The organism is Pseudoalteromonas caenipelagi (genome assembly GCF_013140855.1).
GTDB lineage: Bacteria > Pseudomonadota > Gammaproteobacteria > Enterobacterales > Alteromonadaceae > Pseudoalteromonas > Pseudoalteromonas caenipelagi.
Map to the genome: position 1 here is coordinate 445,224 of NZ_JABBPG010000004.1, position 24,229 is coordinate 469,452.

A 24,229-nucleotide genomic window follows, 5' to 3' on the forward strand; every position below is an offset into this window, starting at 1 on the left:
TCAACAATATTGGAGTGGTAATATGAAAAAGCTTACTTTGGCTGTGTTGGCATTGCTGTTGTCTGCCTGTTCGAGTCAAGTCAGTTTATCAAATGGCACCAGCGGTACGTCAATATCACAGACACTTGAGCGTACAATGTACTTACGTGGTGACTTTACTTTATGGGATGCAGAGCCTCATTACATCCTTAAACCACAAGGTGCAGGGGTTTATACTGTCAAAGCGAAATTTATGACACCTGGAAAGGTATATGAATTTAAGATAGCAGATGAACAATGGAGCAAAGGATATAATTGCGGTTACAAAGTACAGGGCATACTAAAGCTTGGTCAACCACAACTCGCTGACTGTAACAGCATTTATAACTATTTTAGCTTTGTGCCAAGCAAAAAGGGTTGGTACGTGATTGCCTTTGACTATAGTGATAGCCGAGCACCAAAAGTGACTATCAATAGACAATAGCACTGAACATACTATCGAGTTAACGGCCTTTTTTTAGCACATAGCGAAAAGGGGCCTGCTCAACTTCTTTGGCTAATAAAGTGTGGTCCATAAATTCACAAAAGCTGGGAATATCTCGAGTCGTTGAGGGATCATCAGCGATGATTAACAGCGTTTCTCCATTATTCATTTTGCGTACCATGCCTCTGATCATCATCACAGGCTCTGGGCAGCGTAGCCCCATGGCATCAAGCGTATGATCTGCTTTAGAAAATGGCATGATAATCCTCTTTTACGTCTAGAATGCTAAAATTAGCCGACTATTTTACCCATAGCAGTAAAACAAATAAACCGATGTAGACAAAAAGACAAGAAAAAAGGCAAAGCAACTAAAATTGCTTTACCTTTGTCACCAAGTTGAATTGGGGTTAGCCAAGCAGACAACTCACTTGGCTAGGGGATTGATTAATCGTGTTCAACACGCTCAAATACGGTTGCAATACCTTGGCCTAAACCAATACACATGGTTGCTAAGCCGTATTTGGCATTTTTTTCTTCCATCAGATTGATGAGTGTTGTGCTGATACGTGAGCCAGAACAACCTAACGGGTGACCTAACGCGATTGCACCACCGTTTAAGTTAACTTTCTCGTCGGCCACATCTAATAGGCCTAAATCTTTAAGTACGGGTAAAGACTGTGCTGCAAACGCTTCGTTTAGCTCGGCAACATCGATGTCGTCAATGGTAATGCCAGCTTGTTGTAGGGCTTTTTTACTTGCAGGCACAGGTCCATAACCCATGATTGATGGATCGCAACCGGCTACAGCCATTGACTTGATACGTGCGCGGATAGGTAAGCCAAGCGCTTTTGCTTTGCTTTCACTCATGACTAACATCGCTGATGCGCCATCAGAAAGTGCCGATGATGTACCTGCCGTAACGGTGCCTGATGCTGGGTTGAATACTGGACGTAGCTGGCTTAAACCTTCTACTGTTGTTTCTGGACGAATCACTTCGTCATCCTCAACTAAGACAGGCACGCCGTTTTCGTCATGGCCTTCCATAGGCAAGATCTCTTTTGCAAATCGGCCTTCAACGGTAGCAGCATGTGCGCGTTGATGTGAGCGATAAGCAAATTGGTCTTGCTGTTCACGGCTTATGCCATGTAGTGTTGCTAAGTATTCTGCCGTTAAACCCATCACACCTGCTGCTTGCGCAATAGAGGTTGATAGTCCTGGATGGAAATCAACGCCGTGTGTCATAGGCACATGACCCATATGTTCAACACCACCGATAAGGTAAGTATCACCAGCACCTGTCATGATAGCGCGTGCAGCGTCATGTAGCGCTTGCATTGATGAACCACATAAGCGGTTTACAGTCACTGCTGGCACTGAGTGAGGAATACCCGCAAGAAGCGCCGCGTTACGCGCAACGTTAAAACCTTGCTCTAGAGTTTGCTGTACACAGCCCCAATAAATATCATCAATAGATGCAGGGTCTACACTTGGGTTGCGATCTAGTAAACCTTTCATTAGATGTGCACTGAGGTCTTCAGCGCGGCGATTTTTAAATACACCGTTTTTTGAGCGGCCCATTGGGGTGCGAAGACAATCTACGATAACCGCTTGTTGCATTGCTGACATGTTACTGGCCCTCCACTGAATAGAACACTTTACCTTCGCTTGCCCATGCTCGGGTTTGCTCTGATACCTGATAAATAGCACCTAGATGAGCATACTTGTCGGCCATTGCAACAAAATTGGCTAAGCCTATTTGGTCTAGATAGCGGAACGCACCGCCTCTAAATGGTGGGAAGCCGATGCCATAAATGAGGGCCATGTCTGCTTCTTGTGCAGAAGCTACGATACCTTCTTGTAAACAAAGTAGTACTTCGTTCAGCATAGGTATCATACAACGCTCGATAATGGTTTGTTTGTCGAACTCTTTGCTCGCTTCGCAAATTGAACTTAATAACTCTACAGATGCGGCGTCTTTTGACTTTTTCAAGCGGCCTTTACGATCTGGTGCATATTGATAAAAGCCCACTTTGTTTTTCTGGCCAAAGCGCTCAGCTTGCGCAAGCACAGCCACAGGGTCTTTTTCTTGACGGGCCATACGCTCGGGGAAGCCATCAGCCATCACACCTGTACAGTGGTTTGCAGTATCGATACCCACTACATCAAGCAGGTAAGCAGGGCCCATTGGCCAACCAAATACATTCTCCATTACCTTATCTATTTTCGTAAAGTCAGCACCTTCAACGACAAGTTGGCTGAAACCGGCAAAGTAAGGGAATAATACGCGGTTTACGAAAAACCCTGGGCAATCGTTTACAACAATAGGAGACTTTCCTAGTTTTAACGCATAATCAACGACAGCATTAATCGTGGCTTCGGATGTTTTTTCGCCACGAATAATTTCAACTAGGGGCATTTTTGGCACTGGGTTGAAGAAGTGCATACCACAGAAGTGCTCAGGGTGTTTTAACGCAGACGCTAATTCATCAATACGAATGGTTGATGTGTTTGACGTTAAAATAGTACCTTCAGGTAGCTGAGCTTCTAGGCTTGCTAGTACAGTTTGTTTTACTTTTGGGTGTTCAACAACCGCTTCAACCACGATATCAGCGTGATCTAGGTCACGATCTTCAAGGGTTGGCTTAATCTTACCCAAAGTTGCGACCATTTTATCCATGCCCATATGGCCACGGTGTACTTTTTTACCTAAAATGGTTGCTGCTTCATTCATGCCCAAATCAAGCGCCGCTTGATTAATGTCTTTCATGACAATAGGCGTGCCTTTATACGCTGATTGGTAAGCAATACCGCCACCCATGATGCCTGCACCTAAAACAGCCGCTTGTTTGATGTCAACTGTCGAGGCTTTGGCTTGTTTCTTTGCCACACCTTTGATGTATTGGTCGGCTAAGAAGATACCTGTTTGTGCTGCAGCTTCTGGGGTTTTAGCCAGTTTAGCAAAATTAGCGTTTTCAATCGCCATCGCCTCGGCGCGCGTTGCATTTGCAGCAGCTTGAATGGTTTTAACCGCCATCACAGGAGCGGGGTAATGGCCTTTGGTTTTACCCATCACCATGCCTTCTGCCATTGCAAAGCTCATACCTTGTTCAACGCGGTTCATTTTTAACGGTGCTAGTTTTACTTGACGTTTAGCACGCCAATCTAGTTTGCCAGCCACGGCCTGCTCAAGTACGCTAATTGCACCATCAAGTAGTTTCTCTGGGGCAACAACACCATCTACTGCACCTACTTTAAGTGCTTCGTCTGCACGATTTTCTTTACCAGTGGTGATCCAAGTCATCGCATTGTCAGCGCCGATTAAGCGAGGCAAGCGTACGGTACCACCGAAGCCTGGCATGATACCGAGTTTTACCTCTGGTAGGCCAATTTTGGCTGTGGTGCTTGCTAAACGAAAGTCTGTTGCAAGTAACCATTCGCAGCCACCGCCAAGGGCTAGGCCGTGAATTGCAGAAGCGGTTGGGAAAGGTAAATCTTCAATGGCGTCAAAAACGTCCGTTGCATCTTTGATCCAACCAACTAGTTCTTCTTCTGGACGCTGGAAAGTAGGTAAAAATTCGAAGATGTCGGCACCAATAATGAAATGCTCTTTATCACTGGTGAATACCATAGCGTCGATGTCGCCGCGTTGGCTTAATTCTTTGAATGCGTTGGCGCATTCTTTAAGGGTTTGCTGAGAAAGTTTGTTTACCGAGCCTGGCATACAAAACTTAAATTCAGCGATCTTGCCTTTGCAAAAATCAACAACAAAGGACTCGCTTTTATATAACATGCTTGTTCTCCCGTGTAGTTACACTGGTACGATGAGTTGCTATTTCACCCAGTTTGGCCGCTTTAAATGAAAAATGCAATGAAAAATTTACTCAGCGTTTACCCATATCTTAAAAAGTGCTTGCATTGGTGTTATGGTGGCTGTGTCTCTTTTTATGAACTTACAGCCTAGTCAGTAAATGCTGATTTTGCTGCATAAGTTGGGTTGTAAGATGATGTAGACTTAACAGCCATCTTACACATTTTAAGACAACTAATTATTCGAAGGTCAATATGAAATCATGGATCTTAAAAGTTGCTGCAACTGGCTTGGCTGCTATGAGCTGGTTTTCTTTTGCAAGCAGTGACCATGAGGCATTCAAACAAGCAGAAAGAATCGCTTGGTCAGGCAATTATAGTGCGTTTACCAATGCACTTAACGAGTTGGATCACCCACTTAAGCCTTATGTAGAAATGGCATTTTTTGAACGTCACCCAAGGCTTAAGTACGAACAGCAAATCGCCCACTTTTTGACTGTTTATCAAAGTACTCCGCTAGAGTGGCCAGTACGTGAAAGCTGGCTGAAATATTTAAAGCGTCGCGGTAAAAAAGCATTATTCATAGATTATTATGAGCCGAGCAGTGATGTGGAGTTACAGTGCACTTACTTGCAGTATCAGCTCGATTTGGGTGCACCTAGAAATGCCATATTAGAACAGGTTTCAAATCTATGGGTAGTGGGAAAGTCTCAACCTCGTGCATGTAATGCCATTTTTGATGCATGGCAACAAGCTGGTTATTTGACTACCGAACATGTGTGGGAGCGCATAACAAAGGCGGCACAAGGGGGGCAGGTTTCTTTACTGCGTTATCTAAAAACTCTTCTTCCCCAAAAAGAAGCCTATTTAGCCGACTTATACACCGCTGTTCGTCGCGATCCAAGTGCGGCTGCAGGGCTTTATAGATATAAAAAGCGCAGTGACAAAGAGGCGCAAATTGCTGTGTATGGTGTGCGTCGCTTAATATGGCGAGACCAAAAGCTCGCACTAAAAGCGTGGGATAAGTTAAAGACCATGTTTGACTTCACTGAGCAGCAAAGAGATAGCGTTGCGTATCGGTTTGCACTGGCTTTGGCGTCCAAAGGTCATTCCCAAGCGAAATTTTGGCTAAACAAAGTGAAACCAGAACATCAAGACGCTAAGTTGCGTCAGTGGATGATGAGCAACATGCTCAAAGAGCAAGACTGGTCAGGTATTGCTGCACTATTTACGGGTATGGACAATTTAAGTCATGGGCAAACCTACTGGCTAGCCTATAGCTATGCGCAACGAGGAGAGCAAGATAAAGCCGAACAGTTGTGGCGGAAAATCGCCAGCGAGCGAGACTACTACGGTTTTTTAGCAGCTGGGCGATTAGGTTTGGATATTTCTTTAAACCAGAAGTCTTTGGATGTGCCACCAAGTCTAGTGGCAAAGGTATCACAAGCCCCTGGATTTAAACGCGCGAAAGCACTTTATGAGTTAGAGCGTTACACATCGGCGCGTCGTGAATGGAATTATTTGACCAATACTTCAAGCGTTGCCGAGAAATTAGCCGCCTCTATTTTGGCAGCCGAGCTAGACTGGTACGACAGTACCATTTATACCTTGGCACAAATTAAGGCATGGGACTATGTGGATCTGCGTTTCCCACTTGCTTTTGAAAAGCATTTTAGTCGTTACAGTAAACGCAGCCACATCGATATGGCATGGAGTATTGCTATTGCACGTAGAGAAAGCTCATTTGCACCAGATGCGCGCTCACATGCCAACGCTTATGGCTTAATGCAGTTGCTGCCGAGTACTGCGCGCTATATCAGCAAGCAGCGTGTGGCAAAACGCAACCTGATGCAGCCTGCAACCAACATTCGCCTTGGCAGCGATTACTTAGATTATTTGAAAAAGAAAAACCATGGCAACGAAATGCTTGCCACGGCTTCTTATAATGCGGGATACCATAGAATTAAAAAGTGGTTACCGGATGAAGCTATGCCCGCAGAGCTATGGATAGAGCTTATTCCCTATCAAGAAACTCGTGATTATGTGAAAAACGTGTTTGCTTATCGTCAGGTTTATCACACCCGCTTAGGTAGAGAGGGCAACATTGTGGCACCACTGCTGGATATGCAAATCGGGAGATAAGTGTATTAGATAATGCACAGCTTGACGCTTCGTTAAAAGGCAATCTAGCGACTTCGCTGGATTGTTTTTTTTCGCTTGTGTTAGACTCAAAATCATCACAATCAACAATACGGTTAACCATGGAACAATTAGCACACTATTACGCTGAACACATTGCTACTTTGCAACAGCGCACGAAAACCATTCTCGATCAAGAAGGGCTAGAAGGCCTTGTTATCCACTCAGGTCAAGCAAAGCGTCAGTTTTTAGATGATATGTACTATCCATTTAAGGTTAATCCACAGTTTAAAGCGTGGTTGCCAGTGATTGATAATCCGCATTGTTGGGTGGTGGTAAATGGTGTTGATAAGCCTAAGTTGATTTTTTACCGTCCTGTTGATTTTTGGCACAAAGTGCCAGACGAACCCAATGATTTTTGGGCGGATTACTTTGATATACAGCTGTTGGTTCAGCCAGATCAGGTAGAAAAGTTCCTTCCTTACGATAAAGCTAATTTTGCCTATATTGGGGAATACCTAGAGGTGGCACAGGCATTAGGTTTTACCAATGTAAATCCTGAGCCTGTTATGAACTATTTTCACTATCACCGTGCCTATAAAACGCAATATGAGCTGAGTTGTTTGCGTGAAGCAAACCGTATCGCGGTAATTGGGCATAAGGCGGCCCGTGATATGTTTTATGCGGGCGGCTCTGAATTTGCTATTCAGCAAGCTTACTTAAATGCAACCGAGCACATGGAAAACGACACGCCATATGGCAATATTGTGGCGTTAAATGAAAACTGTGCGATTTTGCATTACACCCACTTTGAGCGCAAAGCACCAAAACAACATCACTCTTTTTTGATTGATGCCGGGGCAAACTTTAACGGTTATGCATCTGATATTACACGTACCTATGACTTTGCAAAGCAAGGAGAATTTGCTGAGTTAATTCAAGTGATGAATGATCATCAAATTCAACTTGGCAAAGCACTCAGCCCAGGTAAGCTATACGGCGAGCTACATATTGATTGCCATGCAAGAGTTGCTCAGGTACTCAGAGACTTTGATATTGTTAAGTTACCTGCGCAAGATATTCTTGAAAAAGGTATTACGTCTACTTTCTTCCCACATGGCTTGGGTCACCATTTAGGTCTGCAAGTGCATGATATGGGAGGTTTTTTGGCTGATGAGTCGGGCACGCATCAAGCACCACCTGAAGGTCACCCATTCTTGCGTTGCACAAGAAAGATTGAAGCTAAGCAAGTGTTCACCATTGAGCCTGGTCTTTATTTTATAGATTCTCTGCTTGGTGATTTAGCGCAAACAGATAATAAAAAGTACATCAACTGGGATAAGGTTGAACAATTTAAGCCATATGGTGGTATTCGTATTGAAGATAACATCATTGTACACGAAGACAGACTTGAGAATATGACCCGTGATTTAGACTTAGACTAAACTCTCGGTGTATGATTGAGGGGAGCATAAGGCTCCCTTTTTTGTTTGTAAGGCGTTAAAAAATTCATGTCTGAATACCATATCCCATCAACAGCGTTAAGTTATCACGAAGAAATCAAGAAAAGCACCTTCATTGTGCACCTTGCTCATACCCCGAGCATCGAAGACGCTAAGGCATTTATTAAGCAGATAAACGAACAATATCCTGATGCGCGCCATAATTGTTGGGCGCATGTTGCCGGTCAGCCAGGAGGAAGCCATGTTTACGGATTCTCAGACGATGGTGAACCGAATGGCACTGCGGGGAAACCCATGCTTAATGTATTAATTGGCTCGGGGCTTGGAGAGATCACTGCTGTGACCACTCGTTACTTTGGTGGGATAAAGCTTGGTACTGGTGGTTTAGTGAGAGCATACGGTGGCACCTTGAATAATGCTTTAGCGCAGTTACAAACGAGTTTAAAAATTCCTGCGATACACTTAACAGGTCAGTCAGACTATGCTTTGCAAGGTATTATTGAGCAATACCTTAATAGCCACTTTACGATATTGGCGATAGACAAACTCTATGGTGCTGAGATTGAGTGGCTAATTGAAATAGATCACCGACAGGCTGCTGAGGCTTGCCAAGAAATTTTGGATTTAACGCATGGTGTGGTTGAGTTAAAAATCAAAGCGTAAGACAATCAACATTCTATAACTTTAAACGACAGATAAGCGAAAAGCGGCATGCAATTTCGTACCATAATAAAAATACTGGGCCAATTGGTAGCGTTATTTAGCATCACCATGGTGCCTCCTGCGCTGGTATCTTTAATTTATAAAGATGGTGGTGGTGTGCCATTTGTACTGGCTTTTGTGTTTAGCATCGTAATTGGCTTAATCGCTTATTATCCAAACCGCAAAGAAAAAGGCGACTTAAAAGCGCGCGAGGGCTTTTTAATCGTGGTACTTTTTTGGTTAGTACTGGGCTTTTTCGCCTCGGTGCCACTGATTTTCTTACAGTCTCCCAATTTATCATTAGCAGACGCGGTATTTGAAGCCTTTTCTGGGCTAACCACCACCGGTGCCACCGTATTGACGGGCATAGAGTACTTACCTAAGTCGGTATTGTTTTACCGTCAGCAGTTGCAATGGTTGGGCGGTATGGGGATCATCGTTTTGGCGGTGGCTGTGTTACCGATGCTCGGTGTGGGTGGTATGCAGTTGTATCGAGCTGAAACGCCCGGTCCAGTAAAAGACTCCAAGATGACTCCGCGCATCGCCGATACAGCAAAGCATCTGTGGTATATTTATGTGTCATTGACGATTGCCTGTACGATTGCGTATTGGGCTGCTGGTATGGGGTGGTTTGACGCCATATGCCACGCCTTTTCAACCATCGCTATTGGTGGGTTCTCCACCTATGATGCATCAATGGGACACTTTGATAGTCCCATGATCAACATTATTTGTGTAATATTTTTACTGATTGCAGGGATAAACTTTTCTTTGCACTATGCTGCAGTGTCGAGTCGTAATATCAGGACATACTTACGCGATCCTGAATTTAAAGTCTTTTTATTAATTCAGCTGGCTTTGGTGGTTATCTGCTTTGCTGTACTGTCGTCAAATCAAGTCTATAGTAACGGTGATGAAACGCTTAATCAGGCGATGTTTCAGGCTGTTTCGATTAGTACAACCGCAGGGTTTGCGACTGACAATTTCTCAGCTTGGCCGTTGTTTTTACCCATTTTACTTATTTTTTCTAGCTTTATTGGGGGGTGTGCGGGTTCAACGGGCGGCGGCATGAAAGTCGTGAGGGTGTTTTTACTGTACTTACAAGGTGTGAGAGAGCTTAACCGCTTAGTTCACCCTCGTGCTATTTACTCAATCAAGTTAGGGCGCAAGGCCCTACCTGATAAAGTTGTTGAAGCAGTATGGGGGTTCTTTTCGGCTTATGCTTTAGTATTTGTGATCATCATGATAGCACTGCTTGGAACGGGTTTAGATAATATTACTGCATTCTCAGCCACCGCGGCTTGTTTAAATAATCTAGGCCCCGGCCTAGGAGAAGTTGCTGCACACTATGGTGATATCAGCGATACAGCAAAGTGGATACTCACAGTAGCTATGGTGTTTGGTCGACTAGAAATATTCACGCTACTGGTTTTATTTACACCTACCTTTTGGCGAGGCTAAGCAAAGTTATCAGCAAATTTGACGCGCTGTTTATCAAGCAGCGCCAGTCTAATTTTGTTTAACAACCGTTGTAGATTTGTTCTAAGCTTAACGGATGTGGTTTATAGCGCTCTAGGCACTGACTATGTTCAAAAGTAAGTCTTCTTCAGGGTATCAAAAAATTGAGTTGATTTCGGTCGGCAGCGTTATTGACCTTGAGATCCTTCTAGCCGCGAATTCTAAACGTGTAAAAACGGAATTTATTGGTTACCTTGAAGGGCAATACATCATCTTAAACTACCCTAAGCAAAAGCAGTTAGGACAAGCCGTTGACCATGTCAAAGAGGGTGCTACTGTGATTGTTCGCGCGGTTGCAGATCACAGCGACGGGCAAATTATTGCATTTAAAACAGATATCAAAGCGGTGGCGTATACACCGACTAAATTGATTTTTTTATATCCTCCTCAACAAGTTCAGAGTCAATGTTTACGACATCATGTTCGTATCCCAACCTTGATCCCAGCAACACTGATGACGCAGCGCTCTAGTTGTGAAGGGGTGATAAAAGACCTTTCTCGCACTGGATTACTATTTAGTTTACCTGAGTCAGCGCTTGACTTACCCGATCATGATCAATCTTGCCATGTTGTTATTGCTGACAAAAATAAGCAGCAAATTCGCCTTTCAGGAGAAGTATGCAGTACCACACATCAAGATGACATTACTTTAATAGGCATTAAGTTGATTGCAGATGAAGGGAAGGTTGATCAGATATTGCAGCAATGCTTGATAGACCTATCTGCATTGCATACAACCTGATAACTGTTAGGTTCGGATAAGCGAACCATTGCCGTATGTTTTAAAAACCGCTTATCCAATATTATGTTAGACGAATAGTGCGCTAACCTGAAATAGCTTTTCAACAACGCTTATTTGACGTTTGTCGATTAAAAACATAATGACATGGTCGCCAGACATGATTGCTGTGTCATCATGGGCTATTAATACCTCATCATTACGTACAATTGCACCAATGGTAGTACCTACAGGTAGTTTTATTTCAGAGATAGTTCGACCAACCACTTTTGAGGTGTTTTCATCACCATGTGCAACCGCTTCAATTGCTTCGGCAGCTCCCTTGCGCAATGAATAAACATTGACAATATCGCCACGACGCACATGGGTTAATAGTGCTGAAATAGTGGCTTGCTGAGGTGATATCGCAATGTCTATTTCACCCCCTTGTACTAGGTCAACGTAAGCACCTCGTTGAATAAGTACCATGGTCTTTTGTGCCCCCATGCGTTTAGCAAGCATGGCGGCCATAATATTTGCTTCGTCGTCATTGGTAACGGCAATAAAAGCATCAACTTGTTCAATATGCTCCTCTGAGAGCAGCTCTTGATCTGATGCGTCGCCACAAAACACCACGGTGTTATCAAGCATCTCGGATAGTTGAGTAGCGCGCTGCTGATTTCGTTCTATCAATTTTACGCTATGGTTGCGCTCTAAAGAGCGTGCTAGCCCTGCACCTATATTACCACCACCTGCAATCATTATTTTTTTGTACGAGCGCTCTAGCTTTTGCAATTCGTTCATTACGGCACGAATGTGTTTGGTTGCAGCGATAAAAAAGATTTCATCGTCTGCTTCTATCACGGTTGTACCTAGCGGTTTTATGGCTTTGCCTTGACGATATATAGCCGCGACTCGAGTATCAACATTAGGTATGTGTTCTTTGAGGGCAGACAGAGCATAACCTACCAGCAAACCACCATAATAGGCTTTTACCGCTACGAGTGACAGCATACCATCGGCAAATTGCAGTACCTGCAATGCGCCCGGGTAGTCAATCAAGCGACGGATGTATTTAGTGACCAGCTGCTCGGGTGCAATATAGTGGTCAACAGGTAGGTCGTCGTTTTGGAATAGCTTTTCTTTATATTTTAAATATTGCTCAGAGCGAATACGGGCTATCTTTGTGGGGGTATTAAAAATACTGTACGCCACCTGACAGGCTATCATATTCACTTCATCTGAGCTGGTTACTGCAATGATCATGTCTGCATCTTCAGCGCCTGCTTGGCGAAGCACATCTGGATGTGCACTGTGACCGGTCACACCTTGTAGATCGTACTTATCTTGAAGCTCACGTAATCTGTCGCCATCAATATCAACAACCGTGATTTCATTTTGCTCACCAACCAAGTTTTCTGCGAGTGTTCCGCCAACCTGACCGGCGCCTAAGATGATGATTTTCATATTGGTAACTTATAGTTGTTTGGTTATTTTTGCATAATAAAAGCCATCACTTATGCCTGGCAGCAGTTGCAATCCAGGAGAAGATGGGGTGTCGTTTTCATGCAAAGGTTGATGTATCGCATCATCGGTGCTTTGCAAAAACGCCGCTACTTGGTCACTGTTTTCAGTGGGTAGAACTGAACAGGTTGCATATAGCAATGTACCGCCGGGTTTCAGTAGTGGCCAAATATTATTTAATATTTGCTTTTGTAACTGCGCTAAGTCATCGATATCTGAGTTGCGACGCAACCACTTGATGTCGGGGTGGCGGCGAATCACGCCAGTAGCAGAGCAAGGTACGTCTAGTAAGATTCGGTCGTACGCAATCCCATCCCACCAGCTACTAGGGTCTGATGCATCTGCATGAATACACTGTGCGTTTAGTTCGAGTCGCTTGAGGTTCTCTTCAACTCTAAGTAAGCGGTTACTGTCTGCATCTAGAGCATCTACACTAGCGTTGGCCAATTCTAATATATGACAAGTTTTGCCACCAGGCGCCGCACATGCATCTAGAATGCGTTCATTATCTTGTGGAGCAAGGTAACGAGCCGCGAGTTGGGCCGCTGCATCTTGCACCGAGCAGGCACCTTCTCGAAACCCTGGTAAGCTATATACATCGCATGGTTTATCTAGCACGATACCATCTTCAAAATGAGGTTCTAGGCAGTGTTCAATACCAGCTTCATCTAGCAGTTCACTGTACTCTTCAACGCTGTAATGAGCTTTGTTTACTCGTAGCCACATAGGTGCTTGTTCTTGGTTGGCCGCAAGAATATCTTGCCACTTTTGCGGGTAAGCGGCTTGCAACTTTTTAATAAACCAGCTTGGATGATTGTATTGGCATACAGGGATGCGGTTGGCACTGTCTTGCAACTCGGTAAATTGTCGTTGAAACGTGCGTAAAATCGCATTAACTAGAGCTTTAAGTCCAGGTGCGCGCATGCTTTGCAGTGCATTTACGGTTTCTGCAACGGCCGCATGCTCTGGCGTGCGCATATATTGTAGCTGATACATGCCGACATACAGCAAAAACTGAAATACTCTGCGTTTTCCTTTGAGTGGCTGGTCAAGTAATTGCTGACAATAGTGCTCAAGCGTTGGTAGGTATCTCAGTACGCCATAGCAGATCTGTTGTAACAGCGCTTTATCTTTAGGGTTGAGCTTTTGTGCTGCATAGGGAAGTTGGGTACTTAAAGACTGCCCTTTATCAACGACCTGAAAAAGAGTTTCTGCTGCTAGCGCACGCACATTCGCCATTAGTGACCTACCTTAGAACCAGGTGCTACCCAATCGGCACGGCCGTTTAAAAAGTCTTGCGCTGACATCGGTTTTTTACCTTGTGGTTGTAGTTGTGTGATTTTTAGCGCTTGTTCGGCACATGCGATCACTATGCCGTCCTTGTCACTGCTCAGAACTGTGCCTGGGGTTCCATGGCTATCAATAACTTCTGCTTGCCAAATTTTTACAGTTTGATTTTGCATTTGCGTAAAACACACTGGCCAAGGGTTGAAGGCGCGAATGTTTAGCGCTATTTGTTTTGCACTCATTTGCCAGTCAATATCAGCTTCTTCTTTGCGTAGTTTTTTTGCGTAGTTGGCTTGAGCATCATCTTGTTTGGTTGCCACCGCTGTGCCATTGCTTAGTTGCTCAAGTGTCTCGAGTAAGGCTACAGGTCCTAACTGAGCTAGTTTGTCATACAAGCTTGCACTGGTGTCTTGAGTTGTAATTGGACAGGTTGCGATATGTAACATATCGCCTGTATCTAACCCTTCGTCCATTTGCATGATGGTGACACCGGTATGCTCATCTCCAGCCCACAAAGCGCGTTGAATTGGGGCTGCACCTCGCCAACGAGGCAAAATCGAGCCATGTACATTCAAACAGCCCATTTTAGGTGTTTCTAAAATCGCTTTTGGCAACAATACACCATAGGCAACAACGACCATTACATCTGCATTTAATGCAGCTAGCTCAGTTTGAGCTTGTGGTGTTTTTAACGATTCAGGTTGGTAAACAGGCAAGTTGTGCTCCAGCGCCAGCATTTTTACTTCGCTGGCTTTTAGCTTTTTGCCGCGACCAGCTGGGCGGTCTGGTGTGCTGTATACAGCTACAACTTCATGGTGTGAATCGATAAGGGCGCTGAGGTGACGCGCAGCAAAATCTGGCGTACCTGCAAATACAATGCGTAATGGCTTGGTCACTGAACTATCCAAAATTAATTATGAGATGAGAGTTAAAGAGTTTGCTACTAGCGAGCAGCAAACTTTGCTTCTTTTTCAAGTTTTTTACGAATACGTTGACGCTTTAAAGGCGATAAGTAATCGATAAACAACTTACCCATTAAGTGATCTAGTTCGTGTTGTGTACAAATAGCTAAAAGGCCGTCAGCATCATAGCTATACTCTTCACCTTTTTCATTGAGTGCTTTCACGGTGATTTCTTCAGCGCGGTCGACTTTAGCCCAAGAGTGCGGTACTGATAAACAGCCTTCTTCACTTGTGGTTGAACCTTCTTTACGCACAATCTCTGGGTTAATGAGTACCAGTGGCTCATTACGCTCTTCAGATACATCAATTACCACGATGCGCTGGTGAATATCAACCTGAGTTGCTGCTAAGCCAATGCCATTTTCATCATACATGGTTTCTAGCATGTCTTTGACTATTTGACGAATTTCGTCATTCACTTCAACAACGGGTTGTGCAACTGTGCGCAAGCGCTCATCTGGAAATCTAAGTACTTCTAACTTTGCCATGGTTACCTTTTATAGTTAAGCTTAAATGCAAAATATTGTATGTTCTTATTTTAGCCATTCGCGTTCCCCTTTAACAGGTTTTGGTTGATAATATCGAAAAATAACTCAAGGAAGCCATAATGAAACACTCATTTACAGCGCTTATCATGGCAACTTGTATTGCTTTTTCTGCCTTTGCACAGGAAACCCTTACTGTAAAAGGTGATGCTCCCATTCAATATACCGTCAAAGACGGTGACACTTTATGGGATATTTCTAAGCTGTATTTATCATCTCCGTGGCAATGGCAAATGCTTTGGCAGCAAAATCCACAACTAAGCAACCCTCACCTAATTTATCCTGGGGATGTCCTAAAATTACAGTTTGACTCGCAAGGGCTGCCGTTACTATTACTGGATAAGGGGGTTAAAAAGCTCTCTCCGGTGGCGCGCGTGACAGTACAAAAAAGTACGGCTATCCCAACTTTACCAATGGCGTTAATTGAGCCATTAATTGCGTTTGAACAGGCTTTAAGTGAGCAAGACTTAAAGGGTCATCCATATGTTTTGGGGGCAAACTATAACGTGAAGTTGGCAACTCAAGGGCACGTACTATATGTAAAAGGCGACCTTGAACAATATACACACTACGGCATTTATAACATTGGTGACCCATACCTCGACCCCAAATCGACCGAAATATTAGCGTATGAAGTGCGTTTAGTGGGGACTGCTAGAGTGCTAGCTGAGGGTAATCTTGCGCAAGGCGCTCCGGCAAAAGTACGCGTTGAGTCAGCAAAACGAGAAATAAAAGCAAGCGATATATTAATGCCGCTTTCAAAAGGGCATAGCTTTTCTGTTCAATTTAACATGTTGCGACCGTCGCAAGAGGTTAACGGCACTATTATCGCCAGTGATAATAAGTTAAGGGAATTTGGTGCTACCTCAGTGGTAATTCTTAATATCGGAAAAGAACAACAACTCAAAGAAGGTCATATACTTGATATTAATAAACGCTCACCTACAGTTATTGAAGGCAATAAAGGGCCTCGTTATGTTGAAGATGCCAATAGCTTAGAGAAGTTTACAAAAAGCGTTAGGGAATTATTTGGTACTGAAAACACAGATAACAGCGTGGTTTGGACTATGCCTGAGGAGAAAGTCGGAGAGCTAATGGTGTTTAAGGTCTACGACAAAGTCAGTTATGCGCTAGTTACCGATGCGACACAGCCAATAAGAGTTGGAGATAGCGTTAGCGTGAACTAGTCGCTCGAATGCTCTAAGGAGGGAGCATGAAATACTTATCAATATTACATAGCTTGGCGCTACATACTTGCAAAGGTATTGGTATCGCAACCATTGATGCACTTCAGATGAAGTGTGATTTGTCATCATTATTTAAACTATCCTTGAAAGAGCTCAAACAGCTTGGCTTAAGTGATGCGCTAGCTCAGCAGTTATGCAGTATCGATTGGGGCTATTTACAGCGTATCGAAGAGCGTTGCAAGCAGCAAGGAATAGCCATTATCAGTTATTTTGACAATCGTTACCCATCCTTACTTAGAGAAATAGCCAGTGCGCCTTTAATTTTATTTTGCAAGGGAAACACTGCGTTACTCACCGAGCCGCAAATCGCCATTGTTGGCAGTCGCAGTGCCACAGCCACAGGGTTGGAAATAGCGTCTGATTTTGCTTATCGGTTAAATTTGGCGGGTCTGACGGTAACGTCGGGGTTGGCGCGCGGTATAGATGGTGCAGCCCATAAAGGGGCGTTAGCTCATGATGGCGCCACGATAGCAGTCTTAGGTACAGGGGTTGATATTATCTATCCTAAGCGCCATAACTTGCTATATCAGCAAGTGTGTGAACGGGGGTTGCTAGTCAGTGAATTTTTGCCTGGATGTGGGCCGCAAGCAAACCATTTCCCGCGTCGCAACCGAATTATCTCTGGGTTATCTTTAGGTGTTGTGCTGGTTGAAGCCGAGATAAAAAGTGGTTCGCTGATAACTGCAAGGTATGCATTGGAGCAAAACCGTGACGTTTTTGCCGTGCCTGGTTCAATTAAAAATCCATTGGCACAAGGGTGCCATTACTTGCTAAAGCAAGGAGCAAAGTTAACTGAATGCGTAGAAGATATCATTGAAGATGTGAGCTTTTTGTCCCAAAACGGTCTATATAGTATAGAGAGCGTGATAAAAAATGACTCACCACAGGAGGACTGCCCAATATTGCAAAACCTTGGCTTTGAGGTTACTTCGATAGATACCTTAACGCAAAGGACCCAGTGGCCAGTAGATCGCGTAACTGCACGTTTATTGGACCTAGAGCTTGAAGATAAAGTAGAACGCGTCTTAGACGGCTACATTAAATTAGCGAGGGGTTAATCATGTTTGATATCCTAATGTATCTATTTGAGAACTATATCCACAGTGAAGCGGATATCTTTGTTGAGCAAAATGAGTTAACTGATGAATTGCTCAGGGCAGGGTTTAATCAAGAAGAAATCTACAAAGCGCTTGATTGGCTAGAGCAACTAGCTGACTTGCAGCACAGTGACGAAATTCCCTATCTAAACAGCAAAGCTGATAGCGCGATCCGCATTTACACCGAGCAGGAGTGCCAAATGTTGGACGTAGAGTGTCGCGGCTTTTTAATGTTTGTTGAGCAAGTAGGTGTGATTGACTCTATTACTCGTGAAATGGTGATCGATCGTTTGTTTGCGTTGGAAAAACCAATCATTGGCTTGGAAGATTTAAAGTGGGTAATTTTAATGGTGCTGTTTAATGTTCCAGGTAAAGAACAGGCCTACGCACAAATGGAAGATCTGATATTCGATGAACCAGGTGGGTATTTACATTGATTATTTTTGGGCTCATCTCTTGACCCCAAAACCATGGCGGTTATATTAGGCGCAAATTTGTACGCTGGGCTAGAAAGGTATTATGAGTAAGATTGACCATTCTTTGTTTAACGCGGATCATCATGCGTTAGAAAAAGAGTATGAAGTTTGCCCCGAATGTGGCTCTGAGCTAGTCATGAAGCACAGCAAAAATGGGCCATTTCTGGGCTGCGCCAGTTACCCTCAGTGTCATTACATTAGAGCACTTACACAACACGATAATCATGATATTAAAGTACTTGATGATTCTCCATGCCCAGAGTGTGGTGAACCGCTTGTGATCCGCAATGGAAGGTATGGCATGTTTATTGGTTGTACTGGCTACCCTCAGTGTCATTACATTGCCCATGATGAACAAGACGATGAAGCTGAGCAAGCTGTCGATTGCCCTAAATGCCAAAAAGGTTCATTGACAAAACGCAAAAACAAATATGGTAAGTTCTTTTATTCTTGTGATCGATACCCTCAATGCAAGTACAGCCTTAACCAACAGCCCGTTGCACACCGTTGCCCCGCGTGTGATTGGGGAGTAATGCTGCAAAAACAACGTGCAGGAAAAGCTGTGCTACAATGCCCACAAAAGGCTTGTCAGCATAAAATTGAGAGTGAAAGTGAGTAACCCCCCCAACAACCTAGATGAAGCATGCCAAGTACTCAGAGCTGGTGGTGTGATTTGCTACCCAACCGAAGCAGTATATGGATTAGGTTGCGACCCAGATAATCAAGAAGCAGTGAATAAATTACTTGCTATCAAACAAAGAGATGCAAGTAAGGGGCTTATTTTGTTGGCCGACAATTATGGTCAATGTTTGCCTTACGTTGATGATGCGAAAATACCAATGGATAAGCGTACAGATTTGTTTTCATCTTGGCCAAGTGCAATAACTTGGTTATTGCCTGCAAAAGCGTCAACACCTAAATGGTTGACAGGAGAGCATGATTCGATTGCTATTCGCATAACAGCTCATCCAGAGTGTAAGGCGCTAAGTAAGTTGTTTGGTAAGCCACTGGTATCAACCAGTGCCAACTTATCGGGTGAAGAGCCTGTGATGTCTATAGGTGAAGCTCGCCATACTTTTCATGAACAGGTGGATTGCTATGTGCAGGGGAAGCTCGGTGGCCATGCTGCACCAAGTCAAATTAAACATGCACTTACGGGTGCAGTTATTCGAGGGAATTAATCACAACTATGAGCAAGGTGAATTTAGAAACGGTTAAAGCGTTTTTACTGTCATTACAAGATGCTATCTGTGCTGGGTTAGAACAAGCGGATGGCCAAGCCAAATTCGTTGAAGATGCATGGCAACGCGAAGAAGGTGGCGGTGGACGCACACGTGTTATTACAGACGGTGCGGTTATTGAACAAGGCGGAGTAAACTACTCACATGTTTATGGTGAGTCAATGCCAGCTTCTGCTACTGCACATCGTCCAGAGCTTGCAGGTCGTAGCTTTCATGCCTGTGGTGTATCATTGGTTATTCATCCCAAGAACCCACATATCCCAACTAGTCACGCTAATGTGCGCTTTTTTATTGCTGAAAAAGAAGGCGAAGAGCCAATTTGGTGGTTTGGAGGTGGTTTCGACCTTACCCCATTTTATCCTGTACTAGATGATGTTAAGCATTGGCACCAAGTAGCCAAAGACTTGTGTATACCCTTTGGTGAGCAAGTATATGATGATTACAAAAAATGGTGTGATGACTATTTTTACCTAAAACATCGTGGTGAGACGCGCGGTGTGGGAGGCTTGTTTTTTGATGATTTAAATCAATGGGGCTTTGAAAAGAGCTTTGCGTTTATGCAGGCAGTTGGCAACGGCTTTTTAGATGCATATTTACCGATCATTGAACGTCGCAAAGATACCGCATTCACCGAGCACGAGCGTCAATTCCAGCTTTATCGCCGTGGCCGCTATGTTGAGTTTAACTTAGTATGGGACAGAGGCACGCTATTTGGCTTGCAAACAGGGGGGCGTACAGAGTCTATCTTGATGTCGATGCCACCTCTTGCGCGTTGGGAATATAACTTCACACCAGCTGCGGATAGCCCAGAAGCCAAGCTGTATGATTTCTATTTGCAACCACGAAACTGGCTTGCCCTCTAGCCATATAAAAAAGGTGCCCACGGGGCACCTGAAACACAGCATAACAATTCTTTTTCAATTAGATTCGTTTATTCAGAACCGAGGTTATTCAATCGAGTTTAAAGCTTCTTACTTGCTCGTCTAAAGAGCGAGCAAGAGAAAGTAGCTCTTCACTTACTTGCTTACTACCATGAGCATCAACCAAAGATTGCTCTGCATTATCTCTTATCGCGATAACACTTTGATTTATCTCTTCAGCGGCTAAGTTTTGTTGCTCAGTTGCATCAGCTATTTGTACGTTTAAGTCGTTTATTTCGTGCATCTGGTTGGAAATGTTTTTCAGCGCTTGTGCAACTTGCTTTACCTGTGCAGCTCTATCATCTGCTTCTTCGCATGATGCGCTCATGGCTTTTACGGTTTGCTCAGCTTCGCTTTGCAGTTTATCAATGGTGCGCTTTATTTCATCTGTAGAGTCATGAGTGCGAGTTGCAAGCGTACGCACTTCATCTGCGACCACTGCAAAGCCGCGACCAGCTTCGCCCGCACGAGCAGCCTCGATAGCGGCATTCAGTGCTAGTAGGTTGGTTTGTTCTGCAATGCTGCTGATCACTTCAAGTACTTTTCCTACCTCTAGTGTTTGTGTTTGCAGTTGGCTTACCTGTGTTGCTGCTTGGCGTACGTCTTGCGCCAGTTGATTAATACTTTGCTCGGTACGCTCAGCGACAGCCATGCTTTCTTCGGCAAGATGATTACTACTATCTGATTTTTCTGATGCAAAGTGCGTGGTGTTCTTAACTTCACTGGATGAGCACTCCAGCTCATTTATTGCGGCTGCAACAGAGTCAGTACCTTGCTTTTGTTGTAAAATAGCGCGCTCGGTTGTATCAGCTGAAGTGTAGATAGTTTCGGCGGATTGAATCAGCACTTTTGAAGTATGTGATACTTGGCCGATGTTATCTTTGAATGACGCCATCATCTTATTGTAGTTAATGGCTAAGCGACCCAGCTCATCGTCAATGTTATCGTCTATACGCAGGCTTAAATCTTTATTTTGCGAAGCAAGTCGCATGGTGCGGCCCAACGTTTTTAGGCGTGTAATAAACAGCTTTCGAAAGAGCGTGCCCAAAATCACAAATGTTACGACAAAAATCCCTGTTAATAACGCGGTGCTTAGCCAAGTATTGGTTTGTACACTGGAATCAATATCATCCAATGAATAGCTAATTTTGACCACGCCTAGTACATCACCTTCTTGTGCTTGGTGACAACCCAAGCAGTTGGTGCCCTTGTAATCAGCTTTGGCTACCATGGGTCGTAAGTATGTCATTACGCGCGAATCGCCGCGCGTTTCTATAAACAAAGACTCTTTGCCATTTAGCGCTTGAAGTTCTGCATCTCCATTGGGAGATTGATTTGTATTGCCCGCGCCATAAATTTTCACGACTTGTGAGCCTCGAATAATATGGGCATCTTCAATATTTGGATGTGCTCTGAGTTTTTGGCTTAGAATTTCTCTGTTAGCCATGGTGCCTGTAAGCATCATAGTATTGATAGAGTCAAAATAGTTGTCTGCCAATAAACGAATATTTTCTGACACAGTTTCTTGCGCCAATTGCTGTTGTTGGCTTGAACTGCTTAGAATACTGGCTACTAATACTAAAATACCAGTTACCGCAAGTAAGGCATAAATTTTATGTTGAATAGAAGTCACACGCATCGCACAATTCTCCGTTATGAGATGCGTATTATGAATAAAGTGGTAAAACCAGATTTTGACTTAGCGCAAAGAGCGTTTAAGTAAGTCTGCTACTTTAGTCTTGATTGATCATATGGCTGGCAAGTTGCGACAAAGAGTGTCGTAGCCCTTCACGAAGCAATGGGTTGTCAATTTCTAAATCAAGGGCTTTGTCCATACAGTGCATCCACTGATCTCGAAGCGCTTGATCTATCGGGAAAGGCATATGTCGTTGTCTTAGTCTCGGATGGCCGTACTTTTCTACAAATAGATCGGGTCCACCTAGCCAGCCAGACAAAAACTCGAAAAATACTTGTCGAATTCTATCTAATGGTTGTGGATGCATATCATAAAGTGGCTTTGCATATGGGTCGCTGGCCATAATGTCATAAAACCTGTCAGCCAAAGCGCGGGCACCGGATTCACCGCCAATGATCTCATAAGGTGTTTTTTCAGGCGTTGGGGGGGAGTTGGTATTTTCTTGGCTTGCATCTTTGTTGAAGATGCGTTTAATTAACTGCTTCATAAACTTAATAACTTCTAGGCATAGACATGGATAAATATGCGGTTTTTGGTCACCCAATAAAACACTCTAAATCACCGATGATCCACCAAGCCTTTGCAAGGCAATATGGTGAATTGATCAGTTACGAAGCGATTCTAGCACCTTTAGATGGATTTAAAGAGTCTATAGATGCGTTTTTTGCAGCTGGTGGTAAAGGTGCTAATGTTACTTTACCTTTTAAAGAAGAGGCATTTTCGCTTGCCGATAAACTGACTGAGCGTGCAAAGTTGGCAGGAGCTGTGAATACGCTCAAGCGTATTGACGCAGGGTTGTTGTTAGGAGATAACACCGATGGCGCAGGTTTGGTCGCTGATTTGCTTCGCCAAGGTGCGCAATTAGAAAACGCAAAGATACTGCTGTTAGGTGCCGGCGGAGCAGCGCGTGGTTGCATTTTTCCACTCATCCAAGCTGGCGTCTCAAGTATTGAGATTGCCAACAGAACACAAAGCAAAGCGCAAACTTTGGCGCAAGCGTTTAGTCAATATGGTGATGTGATTGGCTGTGGGCTGGATAATATAAGTAATGCAGACTTTTCTATTGTCATTAATTCTACATCCTCAAGTGTATCAGGGGATACGCCAAATATAGACCCTGTTCATATACAAGCCTGTGTATTAGCTTATGATATGTTTTATAGTGACCAGCAAACCAGTTTTCTGGATTGGGTTGCCACATATAATAGCAGCGCAAAGTTGCTTGATGGGTTGGGGATGTTAATTGGGCAAGCGGCTGAAGCTTATTATGTTTGGCGTGATAAGCATCCAGATGTTACACAAGTTATTCATGAGTTTAAACAAGGCTCCATATAAATGAATCAAAGTATTTTATTCAATGATGATGTCAGTGTTGAGAGTCAACCTAGCACACTTTGCTTTTCTGCGATGGTAAATGGCATGATGGTACAGTGTCGGATAGAAACGCCTCCCATGGGAAAAGAAGAGGCGTTAGCACACTTTAAAGCGAAGCAGTTCGATTATGAAATGTTGGCTGAACAACTTATAGAAGATGAAGACTTCCAAAGTGATGGCAGTGTTTTACTGTCCTTCCTCTAGATACTCATTTTTCAGTTGTACGTAATTTTGTGCTGAAACCTTTAAAAAAGTAAGTTCATCTTCTGTGAGAGGGCGGGCTTTCTTTACTGGGCTTCCCACGTACAAGTAACCCGATTCAAGCGTCTTGTTTGGCGGAACTAAGGCTCCTCCACCGATGATGACATCGTCCTCTACGGCGACATTATCCATAATAATGGCGCCCATACCGACGAGAATACGGTTACCTAGCTTGCATCCGTGTAACATCACTTTATGGCCAACCGTTACATCATCGCCAATAACAAGAGGGTAACCATCTGGGTTACTTTTACTAGCGCGAGTTAAATGTAGGACTGAACCATCTTGTATGTTGGTTCTGGCACCAATCTTGATGTAATTCACATCTCCTCTAGCCGCAACTAAAGGCCAAATACTACTATCGGAGGCAATTGTTATATCACCAACCAGTACTGCAGATTCATCGACATAAACGCCCTCGGCCAGGTTAGGAACAACCCCTTTGTAGCTTCTTAACATAATAACCACCTTATCTTTACTCTTTATCTAGTGTAGAGCTTTCAAAATAAATTAGCCACAGGCTATATTTTGGATACTATTTAGGTCATTCATGGGTGTAAAGTTATCAAAAGTAGCCTTTTCGCTCGAAAATTGCGCGAACAACCTATTTTCATCACTTTTCTTCAAAAATTCTGCAAAAACCGCTTGCGCTTTTAATTCGCCGCCCTATAATGCGACCCCACTGACACGGAGCGCTACGCTGAATAAGCAAAGCAACAACGAGTCAGCGTCGAGTAAAACTTAAATTTAAAACTTCTTAAAATTAAGTGTTGACAAAAAAATGGGAAT

24 protein-coding genes are annotated in these 24,229 nt (G+C 43.8%); 14 read left to right on the top strand and 10 right to left on the bottom strand.

From position 1 onward, the window contains the following. The first annotated feature begins 22 nt into the window (after nt 1-22). Nucleotides 23-463 carry an early set domain-containing protein gene (locus tag HG263_RS12620; protein WP_171626432.1) on the top strand — a complete coding sequence of 147 codons (441 nt, stop codon included), beginning with the start codon at nt 23-25 and terminating at the stop codon, nt 461-463. Nucleotides 464-482: 19 nt separating this feature from the next. Here HG263_RS12620 and tusA read toward each other — a convergent pair whose 3' ends face one another. The 3 genes from tusA to fadB all read right to left on the bottom strand — a co-directional run bounded on the left by tusA (nt 483) and on the right by fadB (nt 4,253). Continuing rightward, nucleotides 483-722 (bottom strand): sulfurtransferase TusA, encoded by a 240-nt coding sequence (gene tusA, locus HG263_RS12625; RefSeq protein WP_171626433.1) that lies wholly within the window; start codon nt 720-722, stop codon nt 483-485. 185 nt (nt 723-907) lie between these two features. Beyond that, on the bottom strand, nt 908-2,080 hold the full coding sequence (gene fadA / locus HG263_RS12630) for an acetyl-CoA C-acyltransferase FadA (RefSeq protein ID WP_171626466.1): 1,173 nt from the start codon (nt 2,078-2,080) through the stop codon (nt 908-910). Nucleotides 2,081-2,090: 10 nt separating this feature from the next. Continuing rightward, nucleotides 2,091-4,253, bottom strand: coding sequence for a fatty acid oxidation complex subunit alpha FadB (fadB, locus tag HG263_RS12635; protein WP_171626434.1), 2,163 nt, complete (start codon nt 4,251-4,253; stop codon nt 2,091-2,093). 272 nt (nt 4,254-4,525) lie between these two features. Here fadB and HG263_RS12640 point away from each other — a divergent pair, with 272 nt between their 5' ends. From HG263_RS12640 to HG263_RS12660, 5 genes are all read left to right on the top strand, one after another. Next, on the top strand, nt 4,526-6,412 hold the full coding sequence (locus HG263_RS12640; RefSeq protein WP_171626435.1) for a transglycosylase SLT domain-containing protein: 1,887 nt from the start codon (nt 4,526-4,528) through the stop codon (nt 6,410-6,412). 119 nt (nt 6,413-6,531) lie between these two features. Further along, nucleotides 6,532-7,854 (top strand): Xaa-Pro dipeptidase, encoded by a 1,323-nt coding sequence (gene pepQ / locus HG263_RS12645; RefSeq protein WP_171626436.1) that lies wholly within the window; start codon nt 6,532-6,534, stop codon nt 7,852-7,854. 66 nt (nt 7,855-7,920) lie between these two features. Beyond that, nucleotides 7,921-8,535, top strand: coding sequence for a YigZ family protein (locus tag HG263_RS12650; RefSeq protein ID WP_171626437.1), 615 nt, complete (start codon nt 7,921-7,923; stop codon nt 8,533-8,535). A gap of 48 nt (nt 8,536-8,583) precedes the next feature. Then, the gene (locus tag HG263_RS12655; RefSeq protein ID WP_171626438.1) at nt 8,584-10,035 is read left to right on the top strand and encodes a TrkH family potassium uptake protein; all 1,452 of its coding nucleotides are present in this window, start codon (nt 8,584-8,586) and stop codon (nt 10,033-10,035) included. A gap of 124 nt (nt 10,036-10,159) precedes the next feature. Further along, nucleotides 10,160-10,834, top strand: a complete 675-nt coding sequence (locus HG263_RS12660) for a flagellar brake protein (RefSeq protein ID WP_171626439.1) — start codon at nt 10,160-10,162, stop codon at nt 10,832-10,834. A 66-nt stretch (nt 10,835-10,900) separates the two neighbouring features. On the opposite strand, the gene trkA is transcribed toward HG263_RS12660, so the two are convergent. Genes trkA through def form a run of 4 tightly spaced genes read right to left on the bottom strand, consistent with a single transcriptional unit; the run spans nt 10,901 to nt 15,071 of the window. Further along, the gene (trkA, locus tag HG263_RS12665) at nt 10,901-12,277 is read right to left on the bottom strand and encodes a Trk system potassium transporter TrkA (RefSeq protein WP_171626440.1); all 1,377 of its coding nucleotides are present in this window, start codon (nt 12,275-12,277) and stop codon (nt 10,901-10,903) included. Between the two features lie 9 nt (nt 12,278-12,286). Next, nucleotides 12,287-13,573, bottom strand: a complete 1,287-nt coding sequence (gene rsmB / locus HG263_RS12670; RefSeq protein WP_171626441.1) for a 16S rRNA (cytosine(967)-C(5))-methyltransferase RsmB — start codon at nt 13,571-13,573, stop codon at nt 12,287-12,289. After that, nucleotides 13,573-14,517 carry a methionyl-tRNA formyltransferase gene (gene fmt / locus HG263_RS12675; protein ID WP_171626442.1) on the bottom strand — a complete coding sequence of 315 codons (945 nt, stop codon included), beginning with the start codon at nt 14,515-14,517 and terminating at the stop codon, nt 13,573-13,575. Before fmt ends, rsmB begins: the two co-directional genes overlap by 1 nt. A gap of 47 nt (nt 14,518-14,564) precedes the next feature. Beyond that, nucleotides 14,565-15,071, bottom strand: a complete 507-nt coding sequence (gene def, locus HG263_RS12680) for a peptide deformylase (protein WP_171626443.1) — start codon at nt 15,069-15,071, stop codon at nt 14,565-14,567. A gap of 119 nt (nt 15,072-15,190) precedes the next feature. On the opposite strand from def, the gene HG263_RS12685 reads away from it, so the two are divergent. The 6 genes from HG263_RS12685 (at nt 15,191) to hemF (ending at nt 20,052) form a co-directional block, all read left to right on the top strand. Then, the gene (locus HG263_RS12685) at nt 15,191-16,315 is read left to right on the top strand and encodes a LysM peptidoglycan-binding domain-containing protein (RefSeq protein WP_171626444.1); all 1,125 of its coding nucleotides are present in this window, start codon (nt 15,191-15,193) and stop codon (nt 16,313-16,315) included. A gap of 26 nt (nt 16,316-16,341) precedes the next feature. After that, entirely contained in the window at nt 16,342-17,433 is a 1,092-nt protein-coding gene (gene dprA / locus HG263_RS12690) for a DNA-processing protein DprA (RefSeq protein WP_171626445.1), read from the top strand. A 2-nt stretch (nt 17,434-17,435) separates the two neighbouring features. Then, a complete protein-coding gene (locus HG263_RS12695) occupies nt 17,436-17,909 on the top strand; it encodes a DUF494 family protein (RefSeq protein ID WP_171626446.1) in 474 nt (157 codons plus the stop codon). Between the two features lie 82 nt (nt 17,910-17,991). Beyond that, a complete protein-coding gene (locus HG263_RS12700) occupies nt 17,992-18,567 on the top strand; it encodes a DNA topoisomerase family protein (RefSeq protein ID WP_171626447.1) in 576 nt (191 codons plus the stop codon). Next, the gene (gene tsaC / locus HG263_RS12705; protein ID WP_171626448.1) at nt 18,560-19,129 is read left to right on the top strand and encodes an L-threonylcarbamoyladenylate synthase type 1 TsaC; all 570 of its coding nucleotides are present in this window, start codon (nt 18,560-18,562) and stop codon (nt 19,127-19,129) included. Before HG263_RS12700 ends, tsaC begins: the two co-directional genes overlap by 8 nt. 8 nt (nt 19,130-19,137) lie before the next feature. Further along, entirely contained in the window at nt 19,138-20,052 is a 915-nt protein-coding gene (hemF, locus tag HG263_RS12710) for an oxygen-dependent coproporphyrinogen oxidase (RefSeq protein ID WP_171626449.1), read from the top strand. Nucleotides 20,053-20,140: 88 nt separating this feature from the next. Here the strand turns inward: hemF and HG263_RS12715 are convergent, their stop codons facing one another. Beyond that, nucleotides 20,141-21,748, bottom strand: a complete 1,608-nt coding sequence (locus HG263_RS12715; RefSeq protein ID WP_171626450.1) for a methyl-accepting chemotaxis protein — start codon at nt 21,746-21,748, stop codon at nt 20,141-20,143. 94 nt (nt 21,749-21,842) lie between these two features. Continuing rightward, entirely contained in the window at nt 21,843-22,292 is a 450-nt protein-coding gene (locus HG263_RS12720) for a group II truncated hemoglobin (RefSeq protein ID WP_171626451.1), read from the bottom strand. Between the two features lie 26 nt (nt 22,293-22,318). Here HG263_RS12720 and aroE point away from each other — a divergent pair, with 26 nt between their 5' ends. After that, complete coding sequence (gene aroE, locus HG263_RS12725) at nt 22,319-23,140, top strand: shikimate dehydrogenase (RefSeq protein ID WP_171626452.1); 822 nt, start codon at nt 22,319-22,321, stop codon at nt 23,138-23,140. After that, nucleotides 23,141-23,383 (top strand): DUF1488 family protein, encoded by a 243-nt coding sequence (locus HG263_RS12730; RefSeq protein ID WP_171626453.1) that lies wholly within the window; start codon nt 23,141-23,143, stop codon nt 23,381-23,383. On the opposite strand, the gene HG263_RS12735 is transcribed toward HG263_RS12730, so the two are convergent. Next, the gene (locus HG263_RS12735) at nt 23,366-23,902 is read right to left on the bottom strand and encodes a gamma carbonic anhydrase family protein (protein WP_171626467.1); all 537 of its coding nucleotides are present in this window, start codon (nt 23,900-23,902) and stop codon (nt 23,366-23,368) included. The two genes, HG263_RS12730 and HG263_RS12735, sit on opposite strands and share 18 nt — an antisense overlap. Between the last annotated feature and the right edge of the window lie 327 nt (nt 23,903-24,229).